This is a genomic window from Streptococcus sanguinis, from assembly GCA_013378335.1.
GTDB lineage: Bacteria > Bacillota > Bacilli > Lactobacillales > Streptococcaceae > Streptococcus > Streptococcus sanguinis_I.
On sequence record CP040556.1, the window covers coordinates 792,723 to 811,440 of the forward strand.

Consider the following 18,718-nt stretch of genomic DNA (forward strand, 5'->3'; position numbering starts at 1 on the left):
GAGACCTCCTTAGATGCTGTAAGCTTGTTTATTGGCTTCCTCTACCCTACGTCCCCAGCTAGCAATTGGGAAGCAAAGGAGGAAGTAGAGCAGAGCTGCTCCGGCAAAGGCTGGGATGTAGTTGGAATTCAGGGCAGACCAAGACTTGGTCACGAACATCAGATCCACACCAGAGATAATAGCGACGGTAGATGTATTTTTTATCAGATTGACAATTTGATTGATTAGCGGTGGCAGGATAATCCGAAAAGCTTGGGGCAGGATAATGTATCGCATGGTTTCTACATAGGTAAAGCCCTGAGATAGTGCAGCTTCGGTCTGCCCGCGAGGAATAGACTGGATACCTGAGCGGATGACTTCGGCGATATAAGCACCGTGGTAGAGTCCCACACAGAGCACCGCAGTCCAATAGATTGAGGGCATGATGGTGTAATTGCTGACTAGCGGAAGACCGTAAAAGATAATCACAAATTGCACTAAGAGTGGTGTGTTCTGATAAAACTCAACAAAAACACGAGCTAGACCACGTAGAACTTTATGCTTACCTGTGCTGATAGCTCCGAAGAAAATCCCTAGTAGAAGAGCCAAGGTCAGAGCACCGATAGAAATGGCTAAGGTAAAGAGAAATCCTTGGAAAAACTTGCCAAAGTCCGCAAAGTAGGCCTGCCAAGAAGAAATACTAAAACTCATGGGATCTCCTTTTTAATCATCTGTTGAAGCAGATGGTTTTAAATTATATTTGTCATAAAGTTTCTGAAGACTGCCGTTTTCCTTCCATTTAGAGATTAGGCCATCTACATAGTCATTCAATTGAGTATTGGATTTTTTTGTTACCACACCGTAATCGGCTTTTTTGAAGCTGTAATCCAGAATGTTTGATTTGGAGCTTACATAGCCGGTCAGGATGGACTTGTCAACAGAAATGGCATCAATACGGTGAGCCTGCAAGGAAACAGCAAGTTCAGGGTAGGAGCCTAACTCCACATATTTGAAGTTGAGTTTTTTCTCTTGAGCGATTTCTTCCAACAAGGTTTGGGTAATAGAACCTTGGACGACGCCGATAGTCTTATTATTCAAGTCCTTGACATCTGTAATTTTGCTGGATTTATTAACCAAAAAACCAGAAGCATCTGTGTAGTAAGGGGTTGTGAAATTATAGATTTCCTTACGCTCATCTGTGATGGTAAAGGTCGCAATTACCATATCAACTTGCCCATTGTCCAGAAGTGGTCCGCGTGTTTGTGCGGTAACTGGGACGTAGTTGATTTTGACGCCTAGTTCCTTAGCAATCTTTTTTGCAATATCGATTTCTAGACCGCTATATGTATTGCTATCAGGATTGAGGTAACCAAAGTTAGGTACATCCTGCTTGACACCGACATTAAGGACTCCGCGTTTCTGGATGTCCTTGACCTGTTGGCTGGTACTGGAATCGGCTTGTGCAGGAGCGGCGTGAATCAAGCCTAGAGTCAGAAGGAGTATGAGTAGGCTGATGATTATTTTCTTTAGTTTCATAGATCTTCTCCTTTCTAAGAAAGCACATTATCGCTCTCATGGTTGATAATTTTACTGAGAAACTGCTTAGCACGAGGTTCGGTAGGATTGTCAAAGAAAGCATCAACATCAGTAGTATCCACCAGCACCTCACCGTCTGCCATGAAGATAATGCGGTCAGCTACCTCACGGGCAAAGCCCATTTCGTGTGTGACCACAATCATATTCATGCCGTCTTTGGCTAGTTTTTGCATAACAGCCAGAACATCCCCGATTGTCTCAGGATCCAGGGCAGAAGTCGGTTCATCAAAGAGCAGGAGCTCAGGATGCATGGCTAAACCTCGGGCAATGGCAATCCTTTGCTTTTGTCCACCAGATAGCATGCCTGGGTAGGAGTCTTTCTTGTCCCACATGTTGACAAATTCTAGATATTTTTGAGCGATTTTGTTAGCTTCTTGTTTATCCATTCCTAGAACTTTAATAGGCGCCATGGTAACATTTTCTAACACCGTTTTGTGGGGGTAAAGATTAAAATGTTGAAAGACCATTCCGACTTCTTTACGTAAGTTGACCAGATCTTTGGCAGCAGTGTTCGCGACCTCGTGGCCATTGACGATCAAGCTTCCCTGATCAATGCCTTCTAAAGCGTTGATTGTACGGATAAGAGTAGATTTTCCTGAACCAGATGGTCCCAGCAGTACAACCACTTGCCCTTTTTCAAAACTGAGATTGATATTGCGCAGAGCATGGTAATCTCCGTAATACTTTTCGACATTTTTAAATTCAACTAAAGCCATATCTTTCTCCTTCGTGTTAGATAATATAACATAGATTTTACCACAGAATAAATAAACTGTCAAATTGAATAAAAATGACTATTTTCGTTCAGAGAAAAATTTTTTAGATGAGAATCGTCCATTTTCTACAAATGTGGAATAAAAATGGCTTGAATTAGTGTTTTTTAAGAAAACTTTGGTATAATAAGACTAGATAAATGAATAAAATTGGATTGGGAGTCTAGCTAGGCAAACTAGATTGCCTTTTGCACGTTTTGATGCAGGACGACTTAGCTGACTATGTCACAACTTTTCTATCATGGAGTTGATTCAATCCCAATCTTATGTTAAGGTGAATATATGAAGAAAATATTAGTTGTAGATGATGAGAAGCCAATCTCAGATATTATTAAGTTTAATATGGCCAAGGAAGGCTATGAGGTTTTGACTGCTTTTGATGGTAAGGAAGCCTTGGAAATGTTTGAAGCAGAACAGCCAGACATCTTGATTCTGGACTTGATGCTGCCAGAAGTGGACGGACTGGAAGTTGCTAGGACTATTCGTAAGACCAGCAATGTTCCGATTATTGTATTGTCTGCTAAGGACAGTGAGTTTGACAAGGTTATCGGTCTTGAAATCGGTGCAGATGACTATGTGACTAAGCCTTTCTCAAATCGTGAGCTGCAGGCGCGTGTCAAGGCACTTCTTCGTCGGGCTGACCTTGTTGTTGAAAATCAAGTAGAAGAAAGTGGTCCGAACGAGCTGACCATTGGGGAACTGCAGATTTTGCCAGATGCTTTTGTAGCTAAGAAGCATGGCAAGGAGCTGGAGCTGACCCACCGCGAGTTTGAGTTGCTTCACCATTTGGCGACACATATCGGTCAGGTGATGACACGTGAGCACTTGCTGGAAACAGTATGGGGCTATGACTATTTTGGTGATGTCCGTACAGTGGATGTGACTATCCGCCGCCTGCGTGAAAAGATTGAAGATACGCCAAGCCGGCCTGAGTATATCTTGACTCGCCGCGGAGTTGGCTACTATATGAGAAATAATGATTGAATCAATTAAACAATTTGTGGTTTCTGCGGATTTTGTCTTTGCAATCATTATTATCGGCTTCATTGTAGTTGTTGCCCTGCTTTTATTGGAAAATCGCCGTGATAACCAAAAGCTTGTACAGCTTAATCAAAAGGTTAAAGATTTGATTGCAGGTGACTATTCTGAAGTGCTGGACATGCAGGGAAGTCCGGAAATCACAGATATGACCAACAGTATCAATGATCTTTCAGAGGTCATTCGACTGACGCATGAAAACCTTGAGCAAGAAACAAAACGCCTTTCCAGTATCCTGTCCTATATGACAGATGGCGTGCTTGCGACCAACCGCCGGGGGCAGATTATCACTATCAACGATATGGCTACCAAGCAGTTGGGAGTTAAGAGAGATGAGGTCCAAAATATGAGTATTTTGGATCTGCTTTCGATTTCAGACGAGTATGATTTGCGTGACCTGATTACCAATGTTCCTGAGCTGACGATAGATTCTCAGGATGAAAATGGTGAGTACTTGAGCTTGCGGGTTCGCTTTGCCTTGGTAAGACGGGAGTCGGGCTTTATTTCAGGTTTGGTGGCTGTCCTGCATGATACAACAGAACAAGACAAGGAAGAGCGGGAACGTCGCCTCTTTGTATCCAATGTCAGTCATGAGCTGCGGACTCCGTTGACCAGTGTCAAGTCCTATCTGGAAGCCCTAGATGAGGGAGCTTTGTCTGAGCCAGTAGCACCGGACTTTGTCAAGGTATCACTCAATGAAACCAACCGCATGATGCGGATGGTGACGGACCTGCTCAGTCTGTCCCGAATTGACAACGAGACCAGTCATTTGGAAGTAGAGCTGACGAATTTCACAGCCTTTATCACCTTTATCCTCAATCGCTTTGACAAGATAAAAAATCAAGACGAGACCAAGAAATACGAGATTATCCGTGATTATCCTATAACACCGATTTGGGTGGAGATTGATACAGATAAGTTGACCCAGGTCATTGATAATATCATGAACAATGCCATCAAGTATTCACCGGATGGTGGAACCATTACTGTTTCCATCAAGACAACAGATGAGCAGTTGATTCTCTCGATTGCGGATGAAGGTCTGGGAATTCCCAAGCAGGACCTGCCTAAGATTTTTGACCGCTTTTATCGAGTGGACAAGGCGCGCAGCCGTGCTCAGGGCGGAACGGGTCTGGGACTGGCTATTGCCAAGGAAATTATCAAGCAACATCAGGGCTTTATCTGGGCTAAGAGTGAGTATGGTGTGGGATCAACCTTTACCATTGTCTTGCCTTATGAGAATGATGGCGTCCGCGATGACGACTGGGATAATGAAGATATATAGAAAGTAAACATGACTAAAGGATTTCAATACAGTATTCTGGCGTCAGGATCAAGCGGTAACTGTTTCTATCTGGAAACAGATCAAAAGCGGATTCTGGTTGACGCTGGCTTATCAGGCAAGAAAATTACTAGCTTGCTGGGCGAAATTGGGCGCAAGCCTGAGGATTTGGATGCCATTTTAGTGACCCATGAGCACAAGGATCACATTCATGGTGTCGGCGTTCTGGCTCGTAAGTATCATTTGGACATTTATGCCAATGAGGCCACTTGGAAGGCTATGGAAAAGGACTTGGGCAAGCTGGATGCTAGTCAAAAGCATATCTTTGAGTTAGGCAAGACCAAGACCTTTGGAGACTTGGATGTGGAGAGCTTTGGTGTCAGTCATGACGCAGCCTGTCCACAATTTTACCGCTTTATGAAGGATGACAAGAGTTTTGTCATGCTGACGGATACGGGCTATGTCAGTGACCGGATGGCTGGAATTATCGAAAATGCTGACGGGTACCTGATTGAGAGCAACCATGATATTGAAATTCTTCGCAGCGGTGCCTATCCTTGGAGTCTCAAGCAGCGGATTTTGTCGGATATGGGCCACCTGTCCAATGAAGATGGAGCAGAGACCATGATTCGGACTTTGGGCAATCGCACCAAGCGAATCTATCTGGGACATCTCAGTAAGGAAAATAATATCAAGGAATTGGCTCATATGACCATGGTCAATCAACTGGCTCAAGCCGACATGGCAGTTGGTCACGACTTTCAAGTCTATGATACCTCGCCTGATACCGCAACGCCTTTGACGAGTATTTAAACACTAGACCGAAAGGTTTGGTTTTCTGGCTCTAGTGCGGTATCCATTAAATATTTAAAAAACAACGGTTTTATTTTGCAAAGGAGCTTGTATGCGGCCAATTTACTTTGTGGTAGGTCTATTATCTTTAGGGTTGGGAGTTTTGGGGATTTTTCTGCCTCTCCTGCCGACTACGCCATTTCTTCTCTTGTCCATTGCCTGCTTTTCGCGCAGTTCCAAGCGTTTTGAAAATTGGCTCTATCATACAAAGATGTACCAGACCTATGTGGCAGATTTTCGAGAGACAGGGACGATTGCTAAGGAACGTAAGAAAAAGATTATCGTTTCCATCTATATCTTGATGGGGATTTCCATTTTGCTAGCGCCTATTATTTGGGTTAAGATTGGACTGTTTGGTCTGACTGTTTTTATCACCTATTATTTGTTTAAAGTAATTCCGGATAAGGAATAGAAATCGCTGTCAGCAGGTGCGTTTGCGCCTGTTTTTTGTTATAATAGAGACTGTATATCTTTGGAAAGGAAAAGGCATCATGCTGCTTATCTGACTGAAGTCAGCATGATGTAAAATAGTAATGGAAAATTTGAAAAAAGCATTGCTGGAGCAGTTTGACTTGGTCTTCTCTGATGAGACCTTGTTGGAAACAGCTTTTACCCATACGAGCTATGCCAATGAGCACCGCCTCTTAAAAATTTCACACAATGAACGATTGGAATTTTTAGGAGACGCTGTTCTGCAACTGATTATTTCGGAGTATCTTTATACCAAATATCCTAAGAGACCAGAGGGCGACCTGTCCAAGCTGCGTTCCATGATTGTTAGAGAAGAGAGCTTGGCAGGCTTTGCCCGTGATTGTCAGTTTGATCATTTTATCAAGCTGGGACGCGGTGAGGAGAAGTCTGGCGGCCGGAATCGGGATACGATTTTAGGTGATTTGTTCGAGGCCTTTTTAGGCGCCTTGCTCTTGGATAAGGGTGTGGAAGCAGTCAAAAGCTTTCTCTATCAAGTCATGATTCCCAAGGTGGAAGCGGGAGATTTTGAGCGGGTGACGGACTATAAGACCAAGCTGCAGGAGTTGCTGCAGATTAATGGCGATGTGGAAATTGCCTATCAGGTCGTCTCTGAAACAGGGCCGGCTCATTCCAAAAATTTCGAGGTAGCTGTTCTCATCAATGGCCGCAAGTCCGGTCAAGGCCAGGGGCGTTCTAAAAAGCTGGCCGAGCAGGAAGCTGCTAAAAACGCATTTGAAAAGGAAAGTTCTTCATGTTTTTAAAGGAAATTGAAATTCAGGGCTTTAAGTCATTTGCTGATAAGACTAAAGTTGTCTTTGATCAGGGAGTGACAGCGGTTGTTGGGCCAAATGGTTCCGGCAAATCCAATATTACGGAGAGCCTGCGCTGGGCCTTGGGAGAGTCCAGTGTGAAAAGTCTGCGGGGCGGCAAGATGCCCGATGTGATTTTTGCGGGAACAGAAACCCGCAAGCCACTTAATTATGCATCAGTGGTAGTGGTTCTGGACAACAGTGATCAATTTATCAAGGATGCTGCCAATGAGATTCGGGTGGAGCGTCACATTTACCGCAGCGGTGACAGTGAGTATAAGATTGATGGCAAAAAAGTCCGTCTGCGCGATGTCCATGATCTTTTCATGGATACTGGACTGGGACGAGATTCCTTCTCCATCATTTCCCAAGGGAAAGTAGAAGAAATCTTCAACAGCAAGCCGGAGGAACGCCGGGCAATTTTTGAAGAAGCGGCTGGAGTGCTTAAGTATAAGACACGCCGCAAAGAAACGGAAAGCAAGCTTAGTCAGACCCAGGATAATCTGGACCGTCTGGAAGACATTATCTACGAGCTGGAGAGCCAGGTCAAGCCCTTGGAGAAGCAGGCTGAAACTGCTAAGCGCTTCTTGAGTCTGGATGGCCAGCGCCGAGAGCTTTACTTGGATGTTTTGGTCGCTCAGCTGACAGCTAACAAGGAAAGACTGACCAAGGCTGAAGAAGATTTAACGAATATCCAGCAGGAGCTAGCAGCCTACTACAGCAAGCGCGATGAGCTGGAAGATGAAAATCAAACCTTGAAGGCCAAGCGCCATGAGCTCAATCAAACTTTGTCTGATGATCAGGCTAGTTTGCTGGAATTGACCCGCTTAATCAGTGATTTGGAGCGTCAGATTGATCTTTCTAAGTTGGAGTCCAGCCAAGCAGCGACGAGCCGTCGGGAAAATGAAGAACGTTTGGCCACTCTGTCAGAAAAACTGGCTCAGATAGAAAGCAACATAGAAGCCAAGCAAGCAGAATTGAGCCAAATAGCTGCCAAACTGAGTGACAATGAGCAGTCTATCGCTGCTTTGGAAGCAGAATTAGCAGACTTTTCAGATGATCCGGACCAGCTGATTGAACATCTGCGTGAGCAGTATGTCAAGCTCATGCAGGAAGAGGCAAATCTTTCTAATGACTTGACTTCTCTGGAGAGCCAGCTGGCTAGCGAGCTTAAATTGGCTGAGAGCAAGAAGGCAGACTATGCTAAATTGCAAGCAGATTTGGAGGCTAGTCAGACTCAGGAGCAAGCTGGTTTGGAGGAGTTGGAAATTGCTCGCCAAGCCCTCAAGAATCTACTAGCAGACTACCAGAGTCAGATCCAGTTAGTAGAGAAGCTAGAGGCTGACTATAAGCATCAGCAGACTAAGATGTTTGAGCTTTTGGACGACCTCAAAAACAAGCAGGCACGTTCCAATAGTTTGGAAGCCATTCTCAAAAATCACAGTAATTTCTATGCAGGGGTCAAGAGTGTGCTGCAGGAAGCAGGTCGACTGGGTGGTATTGTAGGAGCAGTCAGTGAAAAACTTAGCTTCGACCCCCACTATCAGACTGCGCTGGAAATTGCGCTAGGAGCCAGCAGTCAGAATATCATCGTGGAAGATGAGGCTGCTGCGACTCGGGCTATCGAATTTCTGAAGAAAAATCGGGCTGGTCGGGCAACCTTCCTGCCTTTAACAACCATTAAGCCGCGTCAGCTGCCTGACCATAACCGTGCTACGATTGAAAAAAGTGCTGGTTTTCTGGGACTGGCTTCTTCCTTGGTCAGCTACGAGTCATCGTTAGACAGCATTTTTCAAAATCTGCTGGGAACGACCGCTATTTTTGATACAGTGGAGCATGCCCGAGCAGCAGCTCGCCAAGTACGCTATCAGGTTCGTATGGTGACTTTGGATGGAACAGAGCTTCGGACTGGTGGTTCTTATGCTGGTGGTGCCAACCGCAATAACAATACTATCTTTATCAAACCGGAGCTAGATGCTTTGCTTGAGGAGATTAAGCAGAAAAATGTCAGCTTGAAAGAGCAGGAAGAAGCAGTGCAAATTCTGCAAAACCAACTGAGTCAGGCTAAGCAGGTATTGGAACAAATCAAGACAGACGGTGAGCAGGCTCGCTTGGCTGAGCAAAAGGCTAATCTGGCCTATGAACAGTTGACCAAGCGCGTAGAAGAGCTCACAAGTCTGAAAAATCTACAGGAACAGGAGTTAGCTGGTCAATCTGCTTTGGATATTTCAGAAGAGAAAGACCGACTGCAGACCCGCTTGACTGAGATTGAGCAAGAAAAAACGGACATCACTGCAGAAATAGAGCAGGTTAAGTCGAACAAAGATGCAGTTCAGGCTCGCTTTGAAAAGCTTTCCTCTCGTCTGGCTGAACTCAAACTCCAGCGGACAGAGTTGACCTCCAACCAACGCTTTGAAAAGAATGACTTGGAACGACTGTCCGAGGAAAAAGCTAGCCTTGAAAAAGAGCAGGCAACCTTGGAGCTTTTGATGGAGCAAAAGGAGCAGTCCAGCCTGCAGAAGGTGGATATTACGATTCTGGAAGAGCAATTAGAGACCGCCAAGCAAGAAAAGATTGAGCTGGATCAAAGACTGATTCGTCTGAAATTTGAGCTTGAAGATCTAGAAGGTCAGTCTGACGATATTGCCAGTCGTTTGGAGCAAGCCCGCCATCAAAATGAAGAATTGATTCGCCGGCAGGCTAAAGCAGAGGCAGAAAAGGATAAGCTCATGGATGTCATGCGCCGTCTGGCAAGCAATCTGACAGATGACTTTCAGATGAGTTTCGAAGAAGCAAGCAGGCAGGCTCGTCCGTTAGAAAGTTTGCCAGCTGCTGAAAGCCAGGTGAAGGATTTGGAAAAAGCCATTCGAGCTTTAGGCCCAGTCAATCTGGAAGCAGTTGAGCAGTTTGAAGAAGTCAGCAACCGTCTGAACTTCCTCAACGAGCAGCGAGACGATGTCTTATCAGCCAAAAATTTGCTCTTAGAGACGATTGAAGAGATGAATGACGAAGTCAAGGAACGCTTTAAATCAACCTTTGAAGCTATTCGTGAAAGCTTCAAGGTGACTTTCCGCCAGATGTTTGGCGGCGGTTCGGCAGACCTGATATTGACGGAGGGTGACTTGCTGACGGCTGGTGTAGAAATCTCCGTGCAGCCACCGGGCAAGAAGATCCAGTCGCTTAATCTGATGAGCGGTGGCGAGAAGGCCTTGTCAGCTTTGGCTCTGCTCTTCTCTATCATCCGCGTTAAGACCATTCCTTTTGTCATCTTGGACGAGGTGGAAGCAGCGCTGGACGAGGCCAATGTTAAACGCTTTGGGGATTATCTCAATCGCTTTGACAAGGACAGCCAGTTCATCGTGGTCACTCACCGTAAGGGAACCATGTCAGCTGCAGACTCTATTTATGGCGTTACCATGCAGGAGTCTGGTGTTTCCAAGATTGTCTCGGTCAAGTTAAAAGATTTAGAAAGTATGTAAAATGAGGATAAAATTAGTAGCAACGGATATGGATGGCACCTTTTTAGACAGTAAAGGTCAGTTTGATATGGACCGTCTCAAGCAAGTTTTGACTCGCTTCAAAGAAAAAGGCATGTATTTTGCTGTAGCCAGCGGGCGCGGCCTCTTGTCGCTGGAAAAGCTGTTTGAGGAAGTACGCAATGAGATTATTTTTATTGCTGAAAACGGTAGTTTAGTTGAGTTTCATGGCGAGGATCTCTATGAAGCAACCATGCCACGGGATTTTTATCTCAAGGTTTTTGATAAGCTACAGGAATCTCCCTATGTCAATGTCAATGAGTTGCTTTTGACGGGCAAACGCGCCTGTTATGTCTTGGAGACTGTGGATCCGACCTATCTTTCTTTCAGTGCTCATTATAATGAAAACATTCAAAAAGTAGCTAGCTTGGCTGATATTGACGATGATATTTTCAAGTTTACGACCAATTTTGCTGAGGACCAAGTCGCAGCTGGTGAAGCTTGGGTCAATGAGAATATCGAGGGTGTAAAAGCTATGACGACTGGCTATAAGTCCATTGACATCGTTCTGGATTATGTGGATAAGGGTGTTGCCATTGTCGAGCTGGCCAAGAAGCTTGACATAGATCTTTCTCAGGTTATGGTTTTTGGTGATAATCTCAATGATTTGCACATGATGCAGGTGGCTGGCTATCCGATTGCGACTGAAAATGCTCGCCCTGAGATTCTGGAAGTGGCCAAGGAAGTCATCGGTCACCATGATGCTCAGTCGGTTATCACTTACATGGAGGGATTATAATGGCAGATATAAAACTGATTGCTCTGGACTTGGATGGAACTCTTCTGAATTCAGACAAGAAGATTTCTGACCGCAATTTAGCAGCTCTAAAAGAAGCTCAGGATAAGGGAGTTAAGGTAGTTCTGACTACTGGCCGCCCCCTTAAGGCCATGGACTTTTTCCTCCATGAGCTGGGAACAGACGGTCGAGAGGATGAGTACACCATTACTTTTAATGGCGGTCTCGTTCAGCGCAATACTGGAGAAATCCTCAATAAAACAGTCTTTTCTTATGATGATGTAGCTCGGATTTACGAGGAGACAGACAAGCTCCATATCCCTCTTGATGCTATCTGCGAAGGACTTGTCTATCAGATTCAGTCCGATCAAGACTCGCTTTATGCTCAGTTCAATCCTGCTCTAACTTTTGAGTCTATTGATTTCAGTGATTTGTCCAGCCAGCAGACTTATAATAAATGTGTCACCGCTTATGCTCAAGAACCACTGGATGCGGCTATTGAGCAAATCTCACCAGAATTATTTGAGCGCTATGAGATTTTCAAATCTAGAGAAATGCTGCTGGAGTGGTCCCCTAAAAATGTCCATAAGGCTAATGGCCTGGAGAAACTGATTGCCCATTTAGGCATTGAGAGAAGTCAGGTCATGGCCTGTGGTGATGAAGCCAACGATCTGTCTATGATTGAGTGGGCTGGTTTGGGAGTGGCCATGCAGAATGCAGTAGCCATCGTCAAAGAAGCAGCCAATGTGGTGACACCTATGACCAATGATGAGAATGCAGTGGCTTGGGCTATTGAAGAGTATGTACTAAAGGAGGATTAGCCGATGGGATTATTTGACCGCCTTTTCGGCCGAAAAAAACAAGAACCGCCGATTGAAGAAGTTGTCAAGGAAGCATTGGAAAACATTGGCGAGCTTGAAGAAGAAACAGCGCCTGTTCCAGAAGCAGGAGAAAATCTTGAAGCGGAAGCTGTTCAGCCCTATCAGGACGAGCAGCAACTTGATGACCAAATTTCGGATACAAAAGATAGTTTGGCCGATGTTGAAGAGCAGTTAGTAACAGAAGAGCTTGCATCTCAAGCTATCCAAGAAGAAAGCAAGGAGCCAGAGCATGAAAAAGAAATTATTGCAGAAAATCAAGAAGTGGCTCAAGGAGCAACTCAGACTGAAGAAACTCTAGAAGAGCACCAGTCTGAAAGCAGTGACGAAACGGTAGAAGAACTTGTTGAACAAGCGGATCTTTCGGATGAAGCATCATCTCATACTGAACATGAAGCTGCTTCTTATGACGAGGTGGCAACTGATTCAAATAATGAGATTGAACCAGCAACAGAAGCTGTGCCACTAACAGAATCAGAACAGGTCAACCAAGAAGCTGATATTGCTGAAGAATCAGAAGCAGCAGCTACAGAAGAGCCTGCTGAACTTCCTCAAGAGGAATCCACTCAGGAAAAATATGACCGCAGCCTAAAGAAGACTCGGACAGGATTTGGAGCACGGCTCAATGCCTTCTTTGCTAATTTCCGCTCAGTAGATGAAGAGTTCTTCGAAGACTTGGAAGAGCTGCTCATTACTAGTGATGTAGGGGTTCAAGTGGCTTCCAGTCTGACTGAGGAACTACGCTATGAGGCCCGTCTGGAAAATGCTAAAAAACCAGCTGCTCTGCGCCAGCTGATTATTGAAAAATTGGTGGACATTTATGAGAAAGATGGCCACTTTAATGAAAAAATCAATTTCCAAAACGGTCTGACTGTCATGCTCTTTGTTGGGGTCAACGGAGTCGGTAAGACCACCTCTATCGGTAAACTAGCCTATAAGTACAAACAACAAGGCAAGAAAGTCATGTTGGTAGCAGCAGATACATTCCGAGCTGGAGCGGTGGCTCAGTTGGCTGAATGGGGTCGACGCGTGGGTGTTCCTGTAGTGACGGGGCCTGAGAAGAGCGATCCTGCCAGCGTGGTATATGACGGAATGGAGCGTGCTCAGGCGGAGCAGGTTGATGTTCTTATGATTGACACGGCTGGCCGCCTGCAAAATAAGGACAACCTCATGGCAGAGCTGGAGAAAATTGGCCGTATTATTAAACGGGTGGATCCAGAAGCACCGCATGAAACTTTCCTAGCTCTCGATGCTTCAACTGGTCAGAATGCTCTAGTTCAGGCCAAGGAATTTTCTAAAATCACCCCAGTCACAGGAATTGTACTGACGAAGATTGATGGAACAGCTAGAGGCGGGGTTGTGTTAGCTATTCGTCAGGAATTGGATATTCCGGTCAAGCTGATTGGCTTTGGAGAAAAGATTGATGATATCGGTGAGTTCAACTCAGAGAACTTTATGAAAGGCCTGCTTGAAGGCTTAGTATAAAACAAAAAACCAGTACGAGTACTGGTTTCAGATTGAAGACAAAGTCCTAAGAACAGAAGTTTCTAAGGGCTTTTCTTTTTGTAAAGTCGTATAATAGAGGTAAGAACAGTTGTGAGGTGCTCCCTATGTTTCACAAAGAAAAATCTGATTATAATCGCTGCCAATATGGCTTCTATACGATAGACGAATTGGTCCCAGAAGATCACTTTCTTCGCCAATTGGAAGCGGAGGTTGATTTTGACTTTATCTATGACTTGGTTGAAGAAACCTATAGCCCAGATCAGGGTCGTCCCAGTCTAGATCCCGTCATGTTGGTCAAAATTCCTTTGATTCAATGTTTTTATGGCATTCGCTCCATGCGCCAAACCATTAAAGACATAGAAGTAAACGTAGCTTATCGTTGGTTTCTTGGACTAAGCTTGGATGACAAGGTGCCTCATTTTACCACATATGGAAAGAATTACAGCCGTCGTTTTCAAGATAAAGCACTGATTACTGAGATATTTTCACACGTACTCCATCAAGCTTTATGTGCTGGTTTGATTGATCCTTCTGAGATATTTGTGGATGGAACCCATATTAAAGCGGCAGCCAACAGCCACAAGTATCATAAGGAAATGGTTGCCCAACAAGCTACATTTATGAGTGAGCAATTGGAAGTTGAGATTGATTTAGATAGGAGAAAACACGAAAAAAAGCCCTTAAAGCCCGCAAAAGAAAGCGAGGCTAAGGAAAAGAAAATCTCAAGGACAGATCCTGAGAGTGGTTGGTTCCACAAGGGGGAACACAAGGAAGTCTTTGCCTATTCTGCCCAAGTAGCGTGTGATAAGCATGGTTGGGCCTTGGCTTATACGGTTGAAGCAGGAAATGTTCATGATAGTCAGGCTTTCCCTGCCCTTTTTGCCAAGATTGAGCCTTTTCATCCAACCTATCTCATCGCAGATGCAGGTTATAAAACCCCAAGTATTGCAAAATTTTTGTTAGACAGAGAGATTACCCCTGTCTTCCCTTATACCCGCCCCAAGGGTGTAAAAGGGAACTTAAGGCCCAATGATTTTGTTTATGATTCCTATTATGACTGTTACCTCTGTCCAGAGAACCAAGTGTTAACCTATCGCACGACGACCCGAGCAGGCTACCGTGAGTATAAGAGTGATTCAACAGTATGTGTCGCCTGTCCCCTATTATCTGTTTGTACCCAGAGCCAGAATCAGCAGAAAGTCATCACAAGACATGTATGGAAAGATGCGCTTGAATGTTGTGAAGAGATTCGACACCAAAGAGGGATGAAGGAGCTCTATAAGAAGCGCAAAGAAACCATTGAGCGGCTCTTTGGGACAGCTAAAGAATACCACAACCTCCGTTATACAAGAGAGAAAGGCAAGTCCAAGATGGAAGATAAGGTTGGGCTTACTTTGGCGTGTTTGAATCTCAAAAAACTAGTAAAAATGAGGGTGGGGAAGCCTTTTTATTTTGTTCAAATGACCATTATGCTATCAAAAGATGAAATCAAAAGATGAAATTTTAGCCTGACAAACAGAAAAAGACAAACACTATTTGGAATGTTTGTCTACGGTCTGAAACCAGTACGAGTACTGGTTTTTTATGAATATTTTTTAAATCTTATTTTTTTGGAGACCACTGCCAGTCAGCTCCAAATTCTCTAAGGAGTTCAAAGGAAGCATCTGGTCCCATAGAACCGACAGGATACTCATGGAGAGGCACTTCATTGCTATGCCAGAGCTCTTCAATCTGATCAATCAGCTCCCAACTGGAGCGGACTTCATCCCAGTGGCTGAAGTTAGTTGAGTCATTGTTAAGGACGTCAAAAATTAATTTTTCGTAAGGATCAAGGGAAGCACCGCTAGCTGTTGCGTCTGTTCGATAGTCTAGAGAGAGAGGAGCTAAGCTGAAGCGCTCGCCGACCTCTTTGCCATTCATGCTAAGTGAGAAGCCCTCAGTCGGCTGGATATGAATGGTCAGAACATTTGGTGCTAATTCCTCACCAAAGATAGACTCCATCTGCTTGAAGACAATATTAACAAGAGTGCCTTTTTCAGTGAGACGTTTACCAGTTCGGAAGAAAAATGGAACATCACGGAAACGATTGCTATTTACGAAGAAAGCTCCTGAAGCAAAGGTCTCGGTCATGGAGTCAGGATTAACATTAGGTTCGCTCCGGTAGGAGATGTATTTCTTACCTCTGACCGTGCCAGACTTATACTGACCGCGGATAAAGAAGCGTTTTAGGTCTTCTTTATTCGGCTTTACCAAGCGCTCAAAAACTTTGACTTTCTCTGCCCGAATGTCCTCTTTACTGAAGCTTTTCGGCTTATCCATAGCTAAGAGGGAGAGCAGCTGCAGAGTATGATTTTGAACCATGTCCCGCAGAGCACCGGACTGGTCATAGTAACCGCCGCGTTCTTCAACACCTAGCTTTTCTGCAAAGGTAATCTGGACATTGTCAATGTAGTCACGATTCCAGATGTTTTCAAAGAGAAGATTTGCAAAGCGGATAGCGAAGATGCTCTGAATCATTTCCTTGCCTAGGTAATGGTCAATACGGAAAATCTGCTCTTCATCAAAGGCAGCCAAGAGTTCTTCGTTAAGTTGGCTGGCAGTTGCCAAATCTGTCCCGAAAGGTTTTTCGACAATCAGACGTTCAAATCCTTTGCCATCTACGATGTTTTCAGACTTGAGGTGTTTGGCAATGGTGCCGAAAAATTGCGGAGCCATGGACAGGAAGAAGAGTTTATTGTGCTCGGCTTGGTACTGCTCATTGAGTCGGTTTTGAAGCTTGCGCAGCTCAATGTAGTGCTCGGTATCCTGCACATCATGACTTTGATAGTAGAAGTGACTGGCAAACTCTTGGGCTTGCTCTGGACTGTCAGCTAAATCAGCGATTGCTTCGACAACGACAGACTCAAAATACTCCTTGCTCCAAGGCCGGCGGGCTGTTCCAATAACTGCAAAATGCTTGGAAAGATTGCCAGATTTATAGAGCCTGAAGAGGGATGGATAGAGTTTTCTTTTGGCCAAGTCACCGCTGGCTCCGAAAATTGTTACAATAACTTTTGAAGACATCCTGATACCTATTTTCTAAATGATGTCTCTATTTTATCACAATTTTTCTAAAGATTGTATTCAGAAATTCGCTTTCTGAAAAGGGAGACAAATGGAAAGAAATTGACCGCTGCTTGAAACATATTCAAATATAAAAAATGAGGCTAAGACACAATTGTGCTAGCCTCGTTTTCTTTATTCAAATACCCGATAAACGTAAGGATTTTCTGGTTTTTCTACCTTACCAAAGCTTTCAACTTCTAGAGTTGGAAGGCTTTGTCCCAGACTTTTATGGTAGTGCATGGTAATTTTTCCCTTGGCATGAATCCAGGTGTTATTCTCGAAATGCTGGGTATTTCCAGTCGTCAAGAGGCCATAGACACCTGAGTCGGCGATACAATGGATAATACCAAAGCGAAAGAGAAATTGACTCTTCTGATCGCTGGGGTCATTGTAGACAAAGCCGGTGAACTCCAGCGTCTTGCCCACAAACTCGTCGGGATAATCATAGATGACCTCCATGACCTCCATGTAGTTCTCAGTTGTGACCTGAATGGTATCTTGCTTAACATATTTCTTAGCGGCTGCCCGCATTTCTTTTTCGTAAGCCCCTTTGGTAAAGTAGGTGCTGGTATCCGGCTTTAGGTATTGGCTGGTTGTGCCTTCGTCCTGCTGAATAGCAGTTGAAGTTCCCTCAGCCAGCGGGAAATGAAATCCTTTAGCTGAAACTGTTGTCGAATCCAAGGTTACAGTTGGAAAGAAAATTCCTACAAAAAGCGGAATGACAAGGAGCAGCACGCTGCCTAACTTGGCCCAGCGAGTACTTAAATGACTGTGAACCTCCATCTTCTTCATCCAGATGATAAGCTGCACAACTGCCAAGACAAAAGACAGAATCATAGACAAGTATGCCAGATAGGAATAGTGGAGATTGATATATTGATTAAGCTTGCCCGTCAGCTGCAGATACATGGTAAGCTCAAAGTAGCCGACTAATATTAGAAAACGAATCATAGCACCACCCCCACAAGCCAAGAGTAAAGAAAGACGACGACGGTAACCAGGCTGATAAATTGCCAGATAAAGCGTGTCTTAAAGTAGTTTTTCATCATCAGCAGATTCTTGACATCTAGCATAGGCCCAATGACCAAGAAAGCTAAGACTGGCGATAAGCCGAAGCTAGAAATCAAGGAGCTCCCGATGAAAGCATCAGCTTCACTGCAAAGTGAGAGCAGGAAGGACAGCAGCATGAGGAGAAGAATAGCAACAGCTGGTGTCGAGCTGATAGAGGTCAGGATTCTGGTTGGCACATAGACTTGGACCAGGCTGGCAAAGAGACAGCCAAAGACCAGATAGCGGCCTGTATCGAAAAATTCGTCAATGGCTTGCACAAATACCTGAAATAGCTTTTGTCCTTTGCTGAGATGTGAAAAGTCATGCTCATGGACTGCTTTGCGATTTTCTTTTTGAATATTGCTATCTGCAAAGAAGCCCAGAAAAATCCCTAAAAGAATAGCCACGACCATAGAACCTAAAGTACGAAGCAGAGCCATTCGGAAGGAATTACCGAAGGCTGAGTAGGTCGCAAAGAGTACGATAGGGTTGATGACTGGAGCCGTTACCAGAAAAGGCACAGCCGTGTAACTGGGAACTTTCTTTTCAAGAAACCGATTTATAATGGGAACAATTCCGCACTCGCAAGAGGGGAAGACAAAACCAATCAAGCTTCCAAAGAAAATCCGGGCCCATTTGTTCTTGGGCAGGAAACGATAAACCTTGTCTGGCGTGACATAAACCTCGATAAAGCCAGAAATAATACTTCCAATCAAGACAAAAGGCAGGGCCTCAATGATAATGGAGAGAAAGATGGCGCCTGCTTGCAGGACACTGGCCGGCAGCTGAGAGAAGAAGCTCATTCTTTCTTATCCTTCTCATTTTTAGATTTTTTCTTGTCTTCCTCAGGGAACTCTACCTTTTCAATCTTGGGCAGGGTCGCAAACTCCTCGAACATCTTATCCAAATCGTCTGATCTAGTAAATTTAACAGCCATAAAGGCACCTCATTTCTAAAATAATAATTCTATTATACTACCAATTATCAAAAAATGAAATTTTGAAACATAGGAGACTCTTTGTCGCTGATTTACCCTAAATTTTTTTGTACAAATATTACTAAATAGTTCTAAAACTGCCTATCTTTCAAAGCACTTGTGATATAATA

Annotated in this window: 17 protein-coding genes; 10 read left to right on the top strand and 7 right to left on the bottom strand. The window is 44.3% G+C overall.

Annotated features, from left to right (window positions below):
* Positions 1 to 9: 9 nt before the first annotated feature.
* From FFV08_04255 to FFV08_04265, 3 genes are read right to left on the bottom strand one after another with little or no spacing between them, the layout of a single operon-like run.
* Positions 10 to 690 carry an amino acid ABC transporter permease gene (locus FFV08_04255; GenBank protein ID QLB51930.1) on the bottom strand — a complete coding sequence of 227 codons (681 nt, stop codon included), beginning with the start codon at positions 688 to 690 and terminating at the stop codon, positions 10 to 12.
* 12 nt (positions 691 to 702) lie between these two features.
* Positions 703 to 1,515, bottom strand: a complete 813-nt coding sequence (locus FFV08_04260; GenBank protein ID QLB51931.1) for a transporter substrate-binding domain-containing protein — start codon at positions 1,513 to 1,515, stop codon at positions 703 to 705.
* Between the two features lie 14 nt (positions 1,516 to 1,529).
* Positions 1,530 to 2,291, bottom strand: a complete 762-nt coding sequence (locus tag FFV08_04265; protein QLB51932.1) for an amino acid ABC transporter ATP-binding protein — start codon at positions 2,289 to 2,291, stop codon at positions 1,530 to 1,532.
* 339 nt (positions 2,292 to 2,630) lie between these two features.
* On the opposite strand from FFV08_04265, the gene FFV08_04270 reads away from it, so the two are divergent.
* The 10 genes from FFV08_04270 to FFV08_04315 all read left to right on the top strand — a co-directional run bounded on the left by FFV08_04270 (position 2,631) and on the right by FFV08_04315 (position 14,955).
* Positions 2,631 to 3,332 (top strand): response regulator transcription factor, encoded by a 702-nt coding sequence (locus FFV08_04270; GenBank protein ID QLB51933.1) that lies wholly within the window; start codon positions 2,631 to 2,633, stop codon positions 3,330 to 3,332.
* Positions 3,325 to 4,671: a cell wall metabolism sensor histidine kinase VicK gene (gene vicK, locus FFV08_04275; GenBank protein ID QLB51934.1), complete on the top strand. Its 1,347-nt coding sequence runs from the start codon at positions 3,325 to 3,327 to the stop codon at positions 4,669 to 4,671. The genes FFV08_04270 and vicK overlap by 8 nt, the downstream gene beginning before the upstream one ends.
* A 9-nt stretch (positions 4,672 to 4,680) precedes the next feature.
* Entirely contained in the window at positions 4,681 to 5,481 is an 801-nt protein-coding gene (locus tag FFV08_04280; GenBank protein ID QLB51935.1) for an MBL fold metallo-hydrolase, read from the top strand.
* Between the two features lie 91 nt (positions 5,482 to 5,572).
* A complete protein-coding gene (locus FFV08_04285; GenBank protein QLB51936.1) occupies positions 5,573 to 5,932 on the top strand; it encodes a DUF454 domain-containing protein in 360 nt (119 codons plus the stop codon).
* Positions 5,933 to 6,053: 121 nt separating this feature from the next.
* On the top strand, positions 6,054 to 6,752 hold the full coding sequence (locus FFV08_04290; protein ID QLB51937.1) for a ribonuclease III: 699 nt from the start codon (positions 6,054 to 6,056) through the stop codon (positions 6,750 to 6,752).
* Positions 6,743 to 10,279, top strand: coding sequence for a chromosome segregation protein SMC (smc, locus tag FFV08_04295; GenBank protein ID QLB51938.1), 3,537 nt, complete (start codon positions 6,743 to 6,745; stop codon positions 10,277 to 10,279). The genes FFV08_04290 and smc overlap by 10 nt, the downstream gene beginning before the upstream one ends.
* 1 nt (position 10,280) lies before the next feature.
* Complete coding sequence (locus FFV08_04300; protein QLB51939.1) at positions 10,281 to 11,075, top strand: HAD family phosphatase; 795 nt, start codon at positions 10,281 to 10,283, stop codon at positions 11,073 to 11,075.
* The gene (locus tag FFV08_04305) at positions 11,075 to 11,893 is read left to right on the top strand and encodes an HAD family phosphatase (protein ID QLB51940.1); all 819 of its coding nucleotides are present in this window, start codon (positions 11,075 to 11,077) and stop codon (positions 11,891 to 11,893) included. Before FFV08_04300 ends, FFV08_04305 begins: the two co-directional genes overlap by 1 nt.
* 3 nt (positions 11,894 to 11,896) lie before the next feature.
* A complete protein-coding gene (ftsY, locus tag FFV08_04310; protein ID QLB51941.1) occupies positions 11,897 to 13,435 on the top strand; it encodes a signal recognition particle-docking protein FtsY in 1,539 nt (512 codons plus the stop codon).
* Positions 13,436 to 13,560: 125 nt separating this feature from the next.
* Complete coding sequence (locus tag FFV08_04315) at positions 13,561 to 14,955, top strand: IS1182 family transposase (protein QLB51942.1); 1,395 nt, start codon at positions 13,561 to 13,563, stop codon at positions 14,953 to 14,955.
* 103 nt (positions 14,956 to 15,058) lie between these two features.
* On the opposite strand, the gene FFV08_04320 is transcribed toward FFV08_04315, so the two are convergent.
* The 4 genes from FFV08_04320 to FFV08_04335 all read right to left on the bottom strand — a co-directional run bounded on the left by FFV08_04320 (position 15,059) and on the right by FFV08_04335 (position 18,548).
* Positions 15,059 to 16,519: a glucose-6-phosphate dehydrogenase gene (locus FFV08_04320; protein ID QLB51943.1), complete on the bottom strand. Its 1,461-nt coding sequence runs from the start codon at positions 16,517 to 16,519 to the stop codon at positions 15,059 to 15,061.
* Positions 16,520 to 16,693: 174 nt separating this feature from the next.
* Positions 16,694 to 17,512, bottom strand: a complete 819-nt coding sequence (locus tag FFV08_04325; GenBank protein QLB51944.1) for a TIGR03943 family protein — start codon at positions 17,510 to 17,512, stop codon at positions 16,694 to 16,696.
* Positions 17,509 to 18,414, bottom strand: a complete 906-nt coding sequence (locus FFV08_04330; GenBank protein QLB51945.1) for a permease — start codon at positions 18,412 to 18,414, stop codon at positions 17,509 to 17,511. Before FFV08_04330 ends, FFV08_04325 begins: the two co-directional genes overlap by 4 nt.
* Positions 18,411 to 18,548: a hypothetical protein gene (locus tag FFV08_04335; protein ID QLB51946.1), complete on the bottom strand. Its 138-nt coding sequence runs from the start codon at positions 18,546 to 18,548 to the stop codon at positions 18,411 to 18,413. The genes FFV08_04330 and FFV08_04335 overlap by 4 nt, the downstream gene beginning before the upstream one ends.
* Positions 18,549 to 18,718 lie beyond the last annotated feature (170 nt).